General features: G+C 66.2%; 10 protein-coding genes. 6 read left to right on the top strand and 4 right to left on the bottom strand.

Translation table 11 applies throughout. The features are described 5' to 3' along the window. Positions 1 to 4 precede the first annotated feature (4 nt). From U8330_RS19715 to U8330_RS19705, 3 genes are read left to right on the top strand one after another with little or no spacing between them, the layout of a single operon-like run. Positions 5 to 1,189 carry an ABC transporter permease gene (locus U8330_RS19715; protein WP_323106951.1) on the top strand — a complete coding sequence of 395 codons (1,185 nt, stop codon included), beginning with the start codon at positions 5 to 7 and terminating at the stop codon, positions 1,187 to 1,189. After that, the gene (locus U8330_RS19710) at positions 1,186 to 2,121 is read left to right on the top strand and encodes an ABC transporter ATP-binding protein (RefSeq protein WP_323106950.1); all 936 of its coding nucleotides are present in this window, start codon (positions 1,186 to 1,188) and stop codon (positions 2,119 to 2,121) included. The genes U8330_RS19715 and U8330_RS19710 overlap by 4 nt, the downstream gene beginning before the upstream one ends. Beyond that, complete coding sequence (locus U8330_RS19705) at positions 2,121 to 2,870, top strand: ABC transporter permease (RefSeq protein ID WP_323106949.1); 750 nt, start codon at positions 2,121 to 2,123, stop codon at positions 2,868 to 2,870. Before U8330_RS19710 ends, U8330_RS19705 begins: the two co-directional genes overlap by 1 nt. A gap of 132 nt (positions 2,871 to 3,002) precedes the next feature. Here the strand turns inward: U8330_RS19705 and U8330_RS19700 are convergent, their stop codons facing one another. Continuing rightward, a complete protein-coding gene (locus U8330_RS19700) occupies positions 3,003 to 3,899 on the bottom strand; it encodes an SMP-30/gluconolactonase/LRE family protein (protein ID WP_323106948.1) in 897 nt (298 codons plus the stop codon). A gap of 199 nt (positions 3,900 to 4,098) precedes the next feature. Here U8330_RS19700 and U8330_RS19695 point away from each other — a divergent pair, with 199 nt between their 5' ends. Next, a complete protein-coding gene (locus U8330_RS19695; protein WP_323106947.1) occupies positions 4,099 to 5,301 on the top strand; it encodes a GGDEF domain-containing protein in 1,203 nt (400 codons plus the stop codon). 54 nt (positions 5,302 to 5,355) lie between these two features. Further along, positions 5,356 to 8,310: a PAS domain-containing protein gene (locus U8330_RS19690; protein ID WP_323106946.1), complete on the top strand. Its 2,955-nt coding sequence runs from the start codon at positions 5,356 to 5,358 to the stop codon at positions 8,308 to 8,310. Between the two features lie 18 nt (positions 8,311 to 8,328). Here the strand turns inward: U8330_RS19690 and U8330_RS19685 are convergent, their stop codons facing one another. Next, the gene (locus U8330_RS19685) at positions 8,329 to 8,583 is read right to left on the bottom strand and encodes a hypothetical protein (protein ID WP_323106945.1); all 255 of its coding nucleotides are present in this window, start codon (positions 8,581 to 8,583) and stop codon (positions 8,329 to 8,331) included. 323 nt (positions 8,584 to 8,906) lie between these two features. On the opposite strand from U8330_RS19685, the gene U8330_RS19680 reads away from it, so the two are divergent. Continuing rightward, on the top strand, positions 8,907 to 9,116 hold the full coding sequence (locus U8330_RS19680) for a hypothetical protein (protein WP_323106944.1): 210 nt from the start codon (positions 8,907 to 8,909) through the stop codon (positions 9,114 to 9,116). 7 nt (positions 9,117 to 9,123) lie between these two features. On the opposite strand, the gene pbpC is transcribed toward U8330_RS19680, so the two are convergent. Both pbpC and U8330_RS19670 read right to left on the bottom strand, forming a co-directional pair. Then, positions 9,124 to 11,178, bottom strand: a complete 2,055-nt coding sequence (gene pbpC / locus U8330_RS19675) for a penicillin-binding protein 1C (protein WP_416236886.1) — start codon at positions 11,176 to 11,178, stop codon at positions 9,124 to 9,126. A gap of 65 nt (positions 11,179 to 11,243) precedes the next feature. Beyond that, on the bottom strand, positions 11,244 to 16,685 hold the full coding sequence (locus U8330_RS19670) for an alpha-2-macroglobulin family protein (protein ID WP_323106943.1): 5,442 nt from the start codon (positions 16,683 to 16,685) through the stop codon (positions 11,244 to 11,246). Positions 16,686 to 16,818 lie beyond the last annotated feature (133 nt).

Raw genomic sequence — 16,818 nt, 5'->3', positions numbered from 1 at the left:
TGAAATGGACCGGGGAGACGGCGTGAGGCGAGGCATCGACAAGCTCGGCGTAATCGTGGCCGCCATGATCGTCTATGGCGGCTTTTTCGCGCCGTTCGTCTCCTTCAGGGCCAACCGCATCGTTCCCGGCGAGGCCCGCAGCCTGTTTGAGGCGCTGCCAATGTCGGCGGCGTTGTTTCTCTCCGCTCTTCTCGTCCTTTCGGTTGTCTTTGTGGTGCTGCGCACGCCAACCGGCCTTCGCCTCGGCCTCGCAGCCATTGTCCTGGCCGCATTGACCCTGATCGTCGGCCATGCCGGAACCGCCCTGACCCCACCGGGCAACAGCTATGCCCGCGTCGCGCCGGCATCCGGTTTCTGGATCCTGCTCTTTGCCTTCGGCCTGCTCGCTGCCGATGCCATCGCTCGGCTCAAGCCGTCGCCGCTTCTGCGCGTCGGCCTGTTGGGGCTCGCGCTGAGCGGGCTTGTCCTTCTGCTCGCGTCCGGCGCCTGGGATGGCCTGTCCCTGCTCAAGGAATATGCAGGTCGCGCCGATGTCTTCTGGCAGGAGGCGGGCAAGCACGTATCACTGGCGCTCGGCTCGCTCGTCTCCTCCGTCGTCGTCGGCCTGCCGCTCGGCATTCTCTGCCACCGGGTCAAAGCCCTGCGCGATGCGGTGCTGAACGCACTGAACCTGATCCAGACCATCCCGTCGATCGCCCTGTTCGGCATTCTGATCGGTCCGCTCGGCTGGATCGCCGCCACAGTGCCGGGCGCTGCCGCGCTTGGCATTCGCGGCATCGGCATGGCGCCGGCTTTCGTGGCGCTGTTTCTCTATTCCCTGCTGCCCGTCGTCGCCAATACGGTGATCGGCCTTGCCGGTGTCCCGCGCGAAGCAAACGAGGCTGCCCGCGGCGTGGGCATGACCGACCGGCAGCGGCTTCTGCGGATCGAATTTCCGCTGGCGCTGCCCGTCATCCTGACCGGCATTCGCATCGTTCTGGTGCAGAATATCGGACTCGCCACCATCGCCGCGCTGATCGGCGGCGGCGGCTTCGGCGTTTTCGTCTTTCAAGGCATCGGCCAGACGGCGATGGATCTGGTGCTTCTCGGCGCCGTGCCCACCGTCCTCCTGGCCTTCGCCGCTGCCATTCTCCTCGATGCCCTGATCGAGGCCAACGCGCCCGCACGCAAAGGGAAGAGCCCCGCATGATCGAGATCGATGCCATCACCAAGCGCTACGGCGAGACCACGGTGGTCGACGCGGTCACGCTCACCATCGCGCCACGCACGGTTACCGTCATTGTCGGCACCTCCGGCTCCGGCAAGACAACGCTGCTGCGCATGATCAACCGGCTGGTCGAGCCCACCTCCGGGACGATCCGACTTGATGGCGAGGATCACCGCAGTCTCGCACCGCACGAGCTGCGCCGGCGCATCGGCTATGCGATCCAGGGCCACGGCCTCTTCCCCCACCGCACCGTCGCCCAGAACATCGCCACCGTTCCCGTGCTGCTCGGCTGGGAGCGCGCCCGCATCGATGCCAAGGTGGAAGAGCTGCTCACCCTGTTTCAGCTCGAGCCCGCGCTCTTTGCCGACCGGCTTCCGCACGAGCTTTCCGGCGGGCAGCAGCAGCGTGTCGGTGTGGCGCGCGCCCTTGCGGCCGAGCCGAACGTGCTCCTGATGGACGAGCCATTTGGCGCACTCGATCCGATCATCCGCGCCAAGGCGCAGGAGGATCTGCTGTCGATCCAGAAGCTGCTCGGCACCACGATCGTGCTCGTGACCCATGACATGGACGAGGCCTTCCATCTCGCCGACCGGATTGCCGTCATGGACAAGGGAAAGGTGGTCCAGTATGCCGCGCCCGCCGATCTTGTCAGAGCGCCGGCCACGCCCTTCGTCGACGAATTGATCGGCGCCGGCGAACGGCCGTTCCGTCTCCTGTCGATCGAAAGGCTGGGCGGCGCGGTGGAGGCCGGCGAGGCGGAGGGCGAACCGCTGCTCGAGACGATCAGCCAGCGCGAGGCCCTGTCCGAGCTGTTGTGGCGCGGGCGGCGGGCCCTGCCGGTGGCCGCGGTCGATGGTCGCCGGCTCGGCCGCGTGACGCTGGAAGGCCTCGCCCGGCAGGCAGCCCAACCTTGATGCGGCGCTGGCTCCCTGCCCTTCTGCGCCTTGTCCTCCTGGCGGCGCTCGCCACCTTCCTGCTGGCGCCCTCCCTGTTCGAGCCGCTCCTGAAGCCGCTGGTTCAGGAAAACGCGCCGGCCATCTACAACCAGGGCAGCCTGCTGGTGCTCACGCTGCAGCATCTGCGGCTTGTGGCCATTGCGACCTGCGCCGCGGCCGTGGTGGCTGTGCTGCTCGCTATCCTCGTCACCCGGCCGTTCGGGGCGGAGTTCCTGCCGCTCTCGCGCAGCCTGGTCAATATCGGCCAGACCTTTCCGCCGGTGGCCGTGCTGGCGCTCTCCGTTCCCGCGCTCGGCTTCGGCGAAAAGCCCACACTGGTGGCCTTGTTTCTCTATGGCCTTCTGCCGATTTTCGAAAACACGTTGACCGCGCTCACCACGCTGCCCGGCCCGGTGATGGAAGCGGCCCGTGGCGCCGGCATGACAGACCGTCAGCGGCTGCTGCGCATCGAACTGCCGCTTGCCATGCCGGTCATCCTTGCCGGAATCCGGCTTTCGACCGTCATCGCCCTCGCCACCGCCACGATTGGCTCGACCGTTGCCGCCAAGACGCTGGGCGAGGTCATCATTGCCGGCCTGCAGGCCAACAACCTCGCCTTCATCCTGCAAGGCGGGCTGATCGTCGGCGCGCTCGCCGTTCTCATCCATGACGGCCTGACCCTGATCGAACGCCGGCTCGGCGCACGCACAGGCCTGCGCCGCGGCTGAGGGCGGCGTATGAGCCGCGCCTCGACGGCCTAGAGCATTTCCGGCGATCACGGGATCACCTCCAATGCTCTATGTCTTTGTTTCGGCCGCATTGTCCGACGCCGAAGCGACCACGCTTCGGCTGGAAAGACTCTAGAAATAGGCCATGCCGTTGCGGTTGAGCGTGATCGTATAAAGACCGGTCGTCGCGGTAATGAACAGCTGATGGCGCGCTCGCCCGCCAAAGCAAAGGTTGGAGACGAGCTCCGGCACGAAGATCTTGCCGATCAGCCGCCCATCCGGCGTCAGGCAATGGACGCCATCGCCGGCGGAGGACCAGAGATGGCCTTCGGTATCGACCCGGAATCCATCGGCATGGCCGGGAGAGATCTCGTGAAAGAGGCCGCCGCCGCTCAACCTGCCATCCGGCGAGACGTCGAAGACGCGAATATGGCTCGGATCCGCCATGCCGACCCGGCCGGTATCCGCCACGTAGAGGCGGGTCTCATCGGGACTGAAGGCCAGACCATTCGGGCAGTTGAAATCCGTTGCCACCGCCCGGATCGATCCGTTCGGATCCAGCCGATAGACATGGCAGGGCAGCTCCTGCTCGCTCTTGTAGCCTTCATAATCGCTGGCAATGCCGTAGTGCGGGTCGGTAAACCAGATCGCGCCATCGCAAGCCACCACCACGTCATTGGGAGAGTTGAGACGCTTTCCCTCGAACCGGTCGACAAGCGTGGTGATCGATCCGTCGAGTTCGGTGCGGGTCACGCTGCGCGTGCCATGTTCGCAGGTGATCAGCCGGCCCTGTCGGTCGCGCGTGTTGCCGTTGGCGTAGTTCGAGGGACTGCGGAAGGTGGTGAGCCCGCTGCCGGGCGTCCAGCGGAGCATACGGTTGTTCGGAATGTCGGAGAAGATCAGGCAGCCCGCATCGCCGAACCAGACCGGGCCTTCCGCCCAGTCGAAGCCGGAGGCCAGCTGCTTGACCGGCGCATTGCCGAGTACGAAGCGCCGAAACGCCGGATCAAACACCTCGAAAAACGACATGCGGCTTTCCTCCCTCACCTGTCCTCCCCCTGCCGATAGCACAGGCACATGCCGGCTGGAACCGGACGTCAGGGGAAGATGGACGATGCGGGCGTCGCTCAGAGCGGCAGAAACTTCCCTTCCGCTGTTGTTGAAGCGTTAAGAGACGCTTTCATAATGTCGCCCGCACATGCCGCGGCGCGCGCGGTCGGGACCGCTTATGGATCAGTTCGCCTTTCTTCTGCCGGTCATTTTTACGGCCTTCGGCATCACCTTTCTCATCGTTGCCGCCTATGGCACGGCCTCAGCGCGTTTCTGGGGTCTCGGCTATCTGCTGGCGGCGGCCGGCTTCCTCATGCCGATCATGCCGGACATCGTACCGGGTCAGGTCCGCGCGCTCGTTGCCGACACGCTGTTCCTTAGCGGACTAACCTTGATCGGCCAGGCGCTCAGCCTGCATTTCCACCGGCCGCTGCCGGTCTGGCCGCGTGCCCTGCTGGTGCCCGCCGGCGTGGCCGCGGCCGTCATTGCCATCTTCGTCGTCGATGATCCGACGCTGGACGCCACGCTCAACGATGGGTTCGCGCTGATCTGCCTCGGCCTCCCCCTCTTCATGCTCCGCGGCCGGGCGAATTCTGCCGCCGACCGGCTGCTCTATGGCCTCGCCATCGCAGTCGCGCTCGAAAGCCTGCTGCGCAATCTGCTGCTCATCAGTCTACGCAGCAGCCCGATCGCCTTCGACAGCTTCCTGTCCAGCACCTACGCCTTCCTGTTCCAGGCAAGCGCCGCCATTCTCGGCCTGCTCTTGGCGCTCTCGGCCCTTGCGGCGGTCACGCTGCGCACGCTCGGCACCTATCGCGACGCTGCGGAGCGTGATCCCCTGACCGGGCTTCTCAACCGCCGCGGCTTCGCGCGGCAGGCGGGCGCCATCGAAACGACCGGACACAAAGGCACGCTGATCGCCTGCGACCTCGACCATTTCAAGCGCATCAACGACCGTTTCGGCCATATGATCGGCGACCGCGTCATCGCTGAATTTGCAACTCTTCTGCACGACACCCTGCCGCCCGGCGCCATCGTGGCGCGGTTCGGCGGGGAGGAGTTCGTCTGCTTCCTGCCGTCGCTCCCGATCGCGCATGCGGCGCACATCGCCGAAACCATGCGGCTGCAGTTCGAGCGCAGTGCCGACCTTTCGGCTGTCGGCGAGCGCGTGACGGCGAGCTTCGGCCTGTCGGAATGGCAGGTCGGCGAACCGAACATCGATGCCAGCCATGCGCGCGCCGATCGGGCACTCTATGCGGCCAAGGCCAATGGTCGAAACCAGGTGGTGCGCAGCGACCGCCTGACCGCGCACGCCCTTGCATCACGGGGCGAGTCCGCGCCCATGGCCCTAAAATCCGCTTCGCTTAGACGGGTAAATTGACTAGAAGGCCCTTGAGAAAAAACGGGCCTATTCGCGCGAACCAGTGAGACACGCATGACCCCTGCGATGCAAGAGCCCTCCTGGCCGATTGGCGGAGGCGAGTTGGGCGGCCGCATCCGCGCGTTCGACTGGTCGAAGACCGCGCTCGGCCCTTTGGCCGATTGGCCACTGACACTCAGGATCAAGGTCAATTCGATCGTCAATTCCCCCATTGCCCAGGTGCTGATGTGGGGTCCCGAGCATGTGATGCTCTACAACGACGCCTATCGCGAGATCGCCGGCGGCAATCATCCGGCCGCGCTTGGCGGGCGGGTTCCGGACATCTGGCCAGAGATCTGGGACTGGAACCGTGCCGTGCTCGAAGCCGGCTTTCGCGGCGAGGTGCAGGGTTTTCGCGATCAGCGGATGACACTTCACCGCAACGGACGGGTGGAGGAGGTCGTGCTCGATCTCTTCTACACCCCGATCTACAATGAAACTGCGCAGATCGCGGGCGTGCTCTGCACCGTTCTCGACAATACGGACCGGGTGGAAACGACGCTGGCGCTCGCCCGCAGCAAGGCCGAGCTGAACCGGCTGACCGACGCCCTGCCCCTGCTGGTCGGCTTTCTCGACAAGGACTTCATCTACCGCTTCGCCAATACCGGCTATCTCGACTGGTTCGGCGTTGCGCCGGACAAGGTGGTCGGTCGGCATGCCGCCGAGATCATCGGCAAACCCTATTTCGAAAGCCGCCGCCCGCTCCTGGAACAGGCCATGGCCGGCGAAACCATGGTCACCGACACGCGCATTCCCCGGCCGGACGGCTCGGTGCGGGCCGCCGAAGTTCGCTACACCCCACGACGCGCCGATGATGGCAACGTGGATGGTATCTATGTGGTGATCATCGACATCGAGGACCGCAAGCGGGCCGAGATGGACCTCCTGACCAGCAATGGTCGGTTCCAAGCCGCGGTGCGGGCGGTTCACGGCGTGCTGTGGACCAACAGCCCCGAGGGACGCATGGTGGGCGAGCAGCCGGGCTGGGCGCAGCTGACCGGCCAGAGCGAGGCGGAGTACCAGGGCTACGGCTGGGCCGATGCCGTTCATCCGGAAGACCGGCAGCCCTCGATCGACGCCTGGAACGAAGCGGTCGCTCAGCGCAAGACCTTCGTATGGGAGCATCGCGTGCGGCGCCATGACGCCACCTGGCGCAGCTTCGCCATTCGCGCCGTGCCGATCCTCGACCAGGAGGGCATCATCCGCGAATGGGTCGGCATGCACACCGACATCACCGAACAGCGGGAAACGGAAAACGCGCTGCGTCGGCATACCGTCGATCTCGAGCAGCAGATCCGCCATCGCCAACGAGCGGAAGAACAGCTGCGCCTGCTCAACGAGACCCTGGAAGCGCGGGTCAGCGAGGAGATCGCCGTTCGCCAGCAGGCGGAACTGGCGCTTCGCCAGGCGCAGAAAATGGAGACGATCGGCAAGCTCACCGGCGGCGTCGCCCATGATTTCAACAATCTGCTGCAGGTGGTGTCGGGCAATCTGCAGCTTCTGGCCAAGGATGTCGCGGGCATCGACCGCGCCGAGCGGCGCGTGGCGAATGCGATGGCCGGCGTCAGCCGCGGCGCAAAGCTCGCCGCGCAGCTCCTGGCCTTCGGCCGTCGCCAGGCTCTGGAGCCGAAGGTCATCAATATCGGTCGCTTCATCGGCAATATGGACGATCTGCTGCGCCGCTCGATCGGCGAGGCGATCGAGATCGAGACGATCCTGGCCGGCGGGCTCTGGAACACCTTCGTCGATCCGACCCAGGTGGAGAACGCGGTGCTGAACCTCGCCATCAACGCCCGCGACGCCATGGATGGCGCCGGCAAGCTGACGATCGAGGTAGGCAATGCCTATCTCGACGACGACTATGCCCGCAGCCATATGGAGGTGGAGGCCGGGCAATATGTGGTGCTTTCCGTGTCCGACACCGGCAGCGGCATTGCGCCGGAGATCCTCGAACAAGTGTTCGAGCCGTTCTTCTCGACCAAGGCGGAGGGCAAGGGCAGCGGGCTCGGCCTCTCCATGGTCTACGGCTTCGTCAAGCAATCGGGCGGCCATGTGAAGATCTACAGCGAGGTCGGCCACGGCACGACCGTACGGCTCTATCTGCCGCGCGCCACGGAGGCGGAGGACCGCGAGATCCTGATCCAGTCCGGCCCGGTCGTCGGCGGGACGGAGATGATCCTGGTGGTGGAGGACGATGACGAGGTACGCGCCACCGTGGTCGAGATGCTGTCCGACCTCGGCTACGGTGTCTTGAAGGCGACCAATGCCGCCAACGCCCTGACCGTGGTGGAAAGCGGCATCGCCATCGATCTCCTCTTCACCGATGTGGTGATGCCGGGCACGATGAAGAGCACCGAGCTCGCCCGCAAGGCCAAGGAACGTCTGCCCGAGATCGCCGTGCTCTTCACCTCCGGCTATACGGAAAATTCGATCGTGCATGGCGGCCGGCTCGATCCGGGTGTCGAGCTTCTGTCCAAGCCCTATACAAGGGAGGCCCTGGCGCGGAAGATTCGCCATGTTCTCGCCAATCCGAAACAGCGCAACGCTGTGGGCAGCCGCCCCGTCGCTCCACCCGCCCCTCAACCGACCGCGCAGGCTCCGGCGGAGACGGCGCTCACCGTGCTTCTTGTCGAGGACGACGCGCTGATCCGCGCCAATACGGCCGAGCTTATCCAAGAATTCGGGCACGCTGTCATCGAGGCGGGCAGCGGCCAGGAGGCGCGCGCGAAACTCGCATCTGGCGATATCGACGTGCTGGTCACCGATATCGGCCTGCCGGATATGTCCGGCGCGACGCTGGCCGCCGAAGCCCGCCGCGCCATGCCGTCGCTCGGCATCGTCTATGCCACCGGCAACGACCAGGCGCCGGATGAAGCGGTGAGCGACGCGGTCCTGCTGCGAAAGCCCTATGACGGCGACGGGTTAAGTGCAGCGATCCGTGCGTCTCTGCGACGAGCAGGCAGCGCCTGAGCGACGGAGAAGAGGCGGCTACTGATCGCCGGTCACGGCCTGCCAGAGCAGCTCGTCCGTATTGAGCCCATCGGAGAAGAGCGCCACCAGATAGGCGGCCTCCGCCTCTGCGCGGGGGCCGGTGGTCGGCATGTTCTTGTGCTGACAGAGGCGGTTGAACACGCGCTGCAGCATGTCGAGTTCGGTCGGTGTGATGACCGTTCCCTCTTGAAAGACGAAGTGGCCGAACATTAGACGCTCCAGCGTGGCAGGTGGCGGTTCGCTGAATGACATGCGAGGTTCAGGATCGACCGGGGCCGCAAGGCCGCTGAGAGGTGACCTAAATCGCAACGGCATAATGTCAATGCGCGCAACGGGTTGCGGAATGCCTTTTCTTCCTTTCCCCGCGCATCAATGCCACGTCTGCCGCCGCAGCGCAGGACTGGGTCGCTCGGCTGCGAACGACCGAACGAAACCGTACAAAATCCTGCAGAACCCACAGAAATTGCTGCGTGATTCCGCGGCCCCCTTGCCGACCGGCATGCGATAGGACACTTCATAGCAGGACGTTCAATTCCCGGTGCGTATCACGCGCCATTGTTCGCGGAGAGTACGGAATGCCGTGGCGTAACGAACTGATGCTTCCCGAACATGTCGATCTCTGTCAGCGCGTTTTCGATGCCGTGCGCAAGAAACGGCGGATCACGTCCGAAAGCGATGCCAACGACCCCGTTGCCGCGCTCGTCCTCACGCTGTTTCGTCATGGGGTAACAGAGGAAGAGGAACTGATGAAGCGCGTGCTGATGGCGCTGGACGAAAAGACGTAAGCGCTCTTTATTCCTGCAGGAAGACGCTGACGCTGGCCGCACGTCCGCGCGCATCGATGACCGTCAGCTTGGAAAAGCCTGCGCCGTCCGGCAGCCATGGATTGACGCGGCGGCGCGACAGTGTGGTGAGCGGCTTGCCATTGGCGAGCCAGCGATAGGGGGCGCGGCCGCCCTGCAGTTTCAGCATCAGCGGCAGGGTGGCGCCGGCGGCATCGGTTCCAAGCTCGACCTTTGCGCCTTCCGGCGGATAGACGATCTGCAGGGGAGCATCCTCGGCCCGGGCGCTGACGAGACCCGCCGGGCCGGCGGAAAAGCGCCGAAGGCTTGGCGGCAGTGCAGCCTGTGCAAGGCGCACGGCGCCCGCCGGCGCGCGCGGCATCGGTGTCAGCCCGACCCCGGACTTGGCGAAGGCCTCGAACAGGATCGGCGCGGCCGTGGCATATCCGGTAATGCCGGGCACCGCTCCATTGTCCGCGCGCCCCACCCACACGCCGATCACCATGCGCCCATCATAGCCGACCGACCAGGCATCGCGGTAGCCATAGCTCGTGCCTGTCTTGTAAGCGATGCCGCTCCGCCGGCTGCCGGAAGGCGGCAGGACGCCGGAGAGAATGTCGGCCACATGCCAGGCGGCAACTGGGTCGATGAGCGGTGCGCCGTCGACGAGACCGGGCTCGCCTTCCACGCCATCGCCGAGTTGCACCGGCCTGCCTCCATTCGCCAGCGCCGCATAGAGCTGCACGAGATCGCGCAGGCTGATGCCGAGACCGCCGAGACCGATGGCCAGACCCGGCACTTCGCCCGCGGGCAAGGCCGGCCGCACACCTGCCCGACGAAACCGCACCATGAGCCGCGAGGGCCCGACCGCATCGAGCAGCCGGATCGCCGGCACGTTCAGGGAAAGCTGCAGCGCCTGGCGAATGGTGACATCACCTTGGTAGCGCATGTCGAAATTGCGCGGGCGATAGCCGAAGAAATCGGCCGGCCTGTCCTCGATGATCGTTTCCTGAGAGACGAGACCCTCTTCGAAGGCAAGGCCGTAGATGAAAGGCTTCAGCGTCGAGCCCGGCGAGCGCGGCACGCGCGTCATGTCGATCCAGCCGGACCTGGCGGAGTCCAGATAGCCGGCGGAGCCGACCTCGGCGAGGATCTCGCCACTCTGCGAATCGGCCATGACGATGGCGACGGAAACGCGCGGACCAGCCTTGGCCGCAGCACTTGCCGCCAGGGCCTCCAGCCGAGCCTGGACCGGTGCCTGGACCGTCGTGCGCTGAACCATGACCGCAGGCGCCCGGCGGCGCGCGGCCTCGGCCAGATGCGCGGCGAGTGTCGGCAGGGCCTGACGTGTTGCGGGCACCGGCGCAAGCGCTGCGCGCTCCGCTTCGCCGGCGCCGATGACGGCCGCCACAGCCGCGCGGTCGAGCACGCGCTGGCGCGCCGCTTCGGCCAGTTTGGCATTCCGGTCCGGCCGGCGGCGTTCGGGCAATTGCGGCAGGGCGACCAGAAGCGCCGCCTCGCCGAGCGAAAGTCGGCGCGGCTCCTTGCCGAAATAGGCCAGGCTTGCCGACCGCACGCCTTCGAGATTGCCGCCATAGGGGGCGTGAGTCAGGTAAAGGTCGAGAATCTCGGCCTTGGAAAGCCGCCGCTCGATCTGCAGGGCGCGCAGCACCTGGCGCAGCTTGGCGCCCAAGGAGCGCGCCTCGCGTGGTTCGATCAGCCGTGCCACCTGCATGGACAGGGTGGACCCGCCGGAGAGGATGCGGCCATGGGTGAGCGCCTGAAAGGCGGCACGAAGAAGCGCGCGGGGGTCGACTCCGGAATGGTGGTAGAATCTCTGATCCTCATAGGCGAGAAGCATTGAAACGAAGCGCGGATCGACATCGCGCGCCTGCGTCCTTAGCCGCCACAGCCCATCCGGCGTTGCGAAGGCACGCAGCAAACGTCCGTCACGATCCTGAACCTCGGCTGAAACCATCCCCGCTTCGGCAAGCGGCGGCGGGAAGGCGCGATCGGCAGCCTCCAGCCCGACGACTGCGCCGACCGCGACAAGGCCGACGGCCACGACAGCCGCCGCCAGCCGAACAGGCCATCGCCGCCACGCCGCGCGGAACCTCGAGAACCACGGCCTCACGGAATGGCCCTCACCTCCATGCGGCCGCTCGCCGTCCGGGCAGAAAATTGCGGGCGATACATATCCTCGACCTGGGCAGCCGGGTGTTCAAAGACACCCGGCGTCACCGCGCGCACCACATAGGCGACCGTCAACAACCCGTCCTCGCCCTGCGCATGGTTGAAGGCGGCGACGAAACGGTCGCTGCGGAATTCCGAATGCGCAACGCTGGTTTCCCCCAGCCATTCGAAGTTGCTCAGCTCGGCGCTGTCGACCAGGCTCGGATTGTCGATCTCGAAACCGCCGGGCAGAAGATCGGTCACCAAGATGCGTGCAGGCCAGTCGTTGAGATCGCGCATGACGAGGACGACGACATAGCGTTCGTTCTGCTGCGCCTGGCTGATATTGGCCGGCTGGCCATCGAGCGTATAATAGGTGCGCTCGATCTCGAAGCCGTTGCCGCCGGCCGGCAGCGGATAGGCGGGTGCCGCCACTGTCGTCACCGTTGCTGTAATCGGCGCGGTCCCGCGATTGGCGATGGTGACCGGCGCAGCGATCAACCGATCGCCGGTCAGACGGGCGGCATAGGCACCGGACTGGCGCACGCCATCGACATCGATCGCCAGCCCGTCATCGCCTTTGGCCAGGGCACGGGCTGCAAGCAGGGTCCAGACCTGTTCCTGCGTCGAGGTGGAGCCGCTGGAATCCCATTGCTTGGAGACGCGCTCGGCGAGCGCCGGCACCACGCTCGGCACCGGCCGGCTTTCGCCCGCCAGCGTCAGAAGCGCCGCATCGTCGCGAAGCGGCGTGCCGTAATCCGAGCGTGCCAGCCCGACGGTCTTGGCCTTGGAGGCCGCGAGCGCCTCGGCAAACAGGCTTTCCGAGCGGTTGGCATCGCCATAGAGCGCCAGCGCGGCCGCCAGATGCCCCTTGGCCAAGGGCGTCGGCAGCTCGTTGCGCTTCGTGTCGGCAAAATAGCGAAGATCGCTGATCGCGGCCTTGCGGTTGCGGGCCAGCACATAGAGCGCATAGGCGATCTGGTTGCCCTGCTCGGCGACATTGACGTCGTAGGACAGCGCGTTCTGCAAATTGTCCAGCGCCTGGACCATGGCGCGTTCGGGCACGTCGTAGCCCTTTTCGCGCGCACGCGTCAGGAAGTCGGTCACATAGGCATCGAGCCAGAGATCGCCGACATCCGGCGCCCAGAGGCCGAAACTGCCCGAACTCGCCTGATAGGAGAGAACGCGCCGGATCGCATCGTCGATTCGGCCCGCCACGTCGGGATCATCGGCGAGGCCCGACTGTTTGGACAGTTCGCTGAGGTAAAGCAGCGGCAGGGCGCGGCTGGTGGTCTGTTCCGCGCAGCCATAGGGGTAGCGGTCGAGCGTCATCAGCAGCGCCGGCACGTCGAAGCCCTGGCTGCGTGCGACGCTGAGGCTGACGGACGCGCCGGGAAGCAGGCTTTCGGCCAGCAGACCCTCGTCCACCCGCAGGCTGGCGCCGGGGGCAAGCGTGATCGGGTTTCGGGTGGTGACCGGCAGGGCGGCTGGACGAACGGGCACGAGCACGGCCTGTTCGAAGCTTTCGCCCGTTGCGCTGACGAGCCGGATCGTCACGGCCCCGGCGCCCGGCTTGACGGCCGAGAGCGGCAGGGTCACGTCCGCCCGCCCCTCCGCCGGCAGATCGAAGCCTTCGGCGAGACGGCTGGTATCGACCGAGAGGCTTCCATCCGTCTCCACCGCAAGCGAGACCCTGCCCGCCGGCGCATCGGTGTTGGCGACATCGAGGCGAAGCTCCGCCGTATCGCCGGGCGCCATCACCTTCGGTGCGCTGGCAGTCACCACCAGAGGATCGCGGATGACGACATCGCCGCTCGCCTGGCCGACGCCCTTGGCGCTCCAGGCCACCGCCATGATGCGCGCGGTGCCGTTGAACTGGGGCAGATCGAAACCGATCGTGGCGCGGCCCTGCGCGTCGAGCTTCACCGGGCCGGAGAAGAAGGCGACAAGCTTTTCGGTCGGCGGACTGCCCTGCAGCGCCATCGATCCGCCATCGCCACCGGTGCGCAGCCGGCCTGTCGCGCCGAGCGAGCCGTCGATCAGGCGGCCATAGAGATCGCGAATATCGAGCCCAAGGCGCCGCTGGCCGAAATACCAGCCGGCTGGATCGGGCGCTTCGTAGCGGGTGAGGTTCAGAATGCCGACATCGACGGCGGCGACCGTCACATAGGCATCCTCGCCGACGTCCGCACCCGCAACCGCCACCGGAATGGTGAGGGTCTGGCGCGGCAGGGTCTTTTCAGGAAGAGCGAGCGACACGGAAAGCCGGCGCTCGGCCGGATCGACCGAGAGCCATTTCACGCCGATCGCCCGCATCGGCATGCGGCTTTCCTGCGCTTCTCCGGGCCGATAGAGCGTGGCGGTGACATAGGCACCGGGGCCGAAGGCCTCGGTGACCGGCAGCGCGATCTCCCCGCCCGCTGCGGCGATGGAGGCAGTGGAGACGCTGACAAGCTTTTCCGACCCGACCGTCACGAGAACCTCGCCGGCAAAGCGCGGCGCGATCTTGAGCTTGGCCGTCTCGCCCACTGCATAACGATCCTTGTCAAGCGCGATATCGAGCGCGTCCGGCGTCTCGGTCGAGGTGGCCTCGACATAGAATCCCGCTTCGAACTCGGCGCTGGAGACAGGCCCGCCCTCTTCCGCGGAAGCGACCTCCAGGCGGTAGCGTCCCCAGGACACCGGGGCGGACAGCGTCGCGCCCTCCGGTCCGACATCGGTCGTGCCGCTCTCGATCAGTTTGGTGGAAAGGACCGGTTCATAGCGCCAGGCCGTTCCATCGCGGTACCACTGGTAGTTCCGCTCCAGGCGCAGCAGCTTCCAGGTCAGCCCGGTCGCCGGCTTGCGCGCTCCGTCCGGCCCCACCGTGATGACAGTGAAGCGGGCCGTGGTGTCGGTGGGAAGCGGCGAAGTGAATTCGGTCTTGATGCCGATCATGTCGCTCTGCGGCGTTACCGGCAGCGTTACACTGCGTTCCACCGCTCGGCCGCCGGGCTCCTGCATGCGGATTGCGACGGTCGCCTCGAGAAGCTTGGTGGTGGCCGGCCCTTCGCCGAGATCGACCTCGAACTGCGCCTTGCCCTCGGCATCCAGCGGCACCAGCGTATCCAGCGTCGTGCGGCTGTCTTCCGTCTCCTCCTCATCCGCCAGGCCGAAGACGAAGCCCGGATAGGCCGGGCTTTCGCGCACCGGCTTCAGGGCCACATCGCCTTCCAGTTCCAGCCCCGCCGCCGGCGCGCCATAGAGGAAGCGGCCATCGACGGTGAAGGACGCCGGCGTGCCCTCGCTGATCGCCGTCGCCTCGGTCTTCAGATCGAAGGCGATGCGGTCGGGCACGAAATCGTCGACCTGGAAGCTCTTCTCGCTGATCGGCGTACCCTTGGGATCGGCGAAGGTCTGCACCGTCCAGGTACCGCGCATGGCATTGGGCTGCAGCGTCAGATCGACCGCATAGCCCCCGAGCTTGGCCTCCGTCTGCACGATCCGCCGCTCCTCCGCGCCGTCCGGGCGCAGGAAGACGAAGGTGAGCGGCAGGCCGGCGACCGCCTTGGCCTCGCTGTCCCGCGCAAGCGCCGCCAGATGCACCGTTTCGCCGGCCCGGTAGATGCCGCGCTCGGTCCAGCTCAGCACATCCACCGCCCCCGGCGCCGGGCGGCCGGTCACCCCGCGGTCGGAAAGGTCGAAGCCGGCCTGCGTCATGTCGAGAAACACATAGTCGCTGGTGCCGTCGCCCTTGCGCGCGGTCAGCACGGCCGGCACGGCCGCATTGCCGCCGCGCAGCAGGCCGGCGGTGAAGGTGGCGCGGCCCTCTTCATCGGTCTGCGCCGTGCCGAGCACCTCGTTGTTCTTGGCCACAAGCTCCAAAGTCAGCCCGGCTTCCGGCTTGGCGGTGGTGAGCGAGCGGGCAAAGACCGTCAGGCCGTCGGTTCCGGCAAAGGTCGACAGACCGATGTCCGAGACGAGGAACCACTGGGTCGCCTGGCTGTCCCATTCATTGGTGACCCCGGAGTCAGGAATGGCGGTGAGAACATAGATCCCGGGCTTGCGCGTGGGCAGGACCTCATCGACAGGGAAGCTGGTCACCACCTCCTTGTTCAATTCGGAGCCGGTGTCGATCGTGCCTTCCCAGACGAGCTCTCCCTGTTCGTCCTGAATACGGGTGGCACTGTAGCCATCGATCTGGCTCAGGAACTGCGAGGCGGTGAGCAGGGGCGCAATCGACCGATCGCCGATCCGATAGAGCTTCAGCTTGGCCCGTTCCAGATTGACCGAGACCAGCGGAATGCCGCGACGAGCAGTCATCGGCAGGACGAAGCTGTTGCCGGTGAAACGGACCATCGCCGGCCGATCCGGCACGAAAAGGTCGAGATCGACCGCCGCTTCCAGCGGTTCGTCGACGGCGGACGGCAAGCCGGGACGGAGCGTCAGCGCATAGCGCTCGCCATGGGCGAGATCCTCTACGCAGATCTGCCGGTCCTTGGCCTCCAGCGCCTTGGGAGCGGCCCCGTTCAGTTGCAAGAAAGGTGCGTAATCGACGCCTTTCTGCAGATCCTCGGAGAACTGGACGCAGATGCGCGGGCTCGCCGCCTCGGCATCGATGCTGTGTTCGAGCACGCGAAAACCCTGGCGGTTGCGCAGATCCGCATAGCGGCTGCGTGTCTCCGGGTTTTCGACGAGCGCCAGGCTTGCCTTGAAGGCCGAGAGCGCCGGGCGAAAGCTCTCCATATGGCTCAGTGCATCGGCCAGTGCCGTCAAGGCGCGGGCGCGGGCGGCGGCGGTGCGCGAGGTCTCATAGGCATTGTAGGCGGCAAGCGCCGATTCGCGGGCGAGCGTGCTGTTGTCGGTCACGCGGTTGGCGATCTCGGAAGCCTCGGCCCAGGCGGCACTGTCGGCGGGATCGATGGCGATGGCCCCCATCATGGCGCGGGTGGCCGCAGGAATATCGCCGGCATCGCGCGCTGACCGCGCCTCAGCGAGCAGCGCCGTCCGGCCGAGACCGGACTGATCCTCCTGCAACGCGACGCTGGCTTTGGCCTTGCGCGCATCGGTGACGAGATCGCCGGGCATGAAGTCGAGCGGCAGGGCGGCGCCGATGTCCGGCCCCCCCGCCGCCTGATCCACCACCCTGCCGGCAATCGCGCCCGGAAAGGCGTTCAGCGTGCTGAAATCCGATTTCAGAAAGCACCATTTGACCTTGGGATTGTAGGTGAAGGCGCGGCAGGCGCGATCGGCAAGGCAGACCGACTTGCACTCGGCGAGCGAAAGATCCTGCTCCGTGCGCAGATCGAAGCCGAAATAGTCGCTGTCCGCCGTCGTCACCACCGCCTTGCCGGCGCCAAAGGCGCCTCCCGCCCCCAGCAAAGCCACGAGGACAGCCGTTATCCTGATCAAACCGCGCATGATCGAATTCCCCCCAACCGGCATCTCTGCGCCGCAGCCCTCAATGCCTGCCAACCGCCGACACTGTTGAATCCGGGCATGCTCTTGTCAACGCGGACGCGCCGGACGTGATCGGCTGTTCGCACGACAGCGG

It is taken from the genome of Rhizobium sp. CC-YZS058, from assembly GCF_034720595.1.
Taxonomy (GTDB): domain Bacteria; phylum Pseudomonadota; class Alphaproteobacteria; order Rhizobiales; family Rhizobiaceae; genus Ferranicluibacter.
This window is presented reverse-complemented; position numbering and strand designations above follow the sequence as displayed.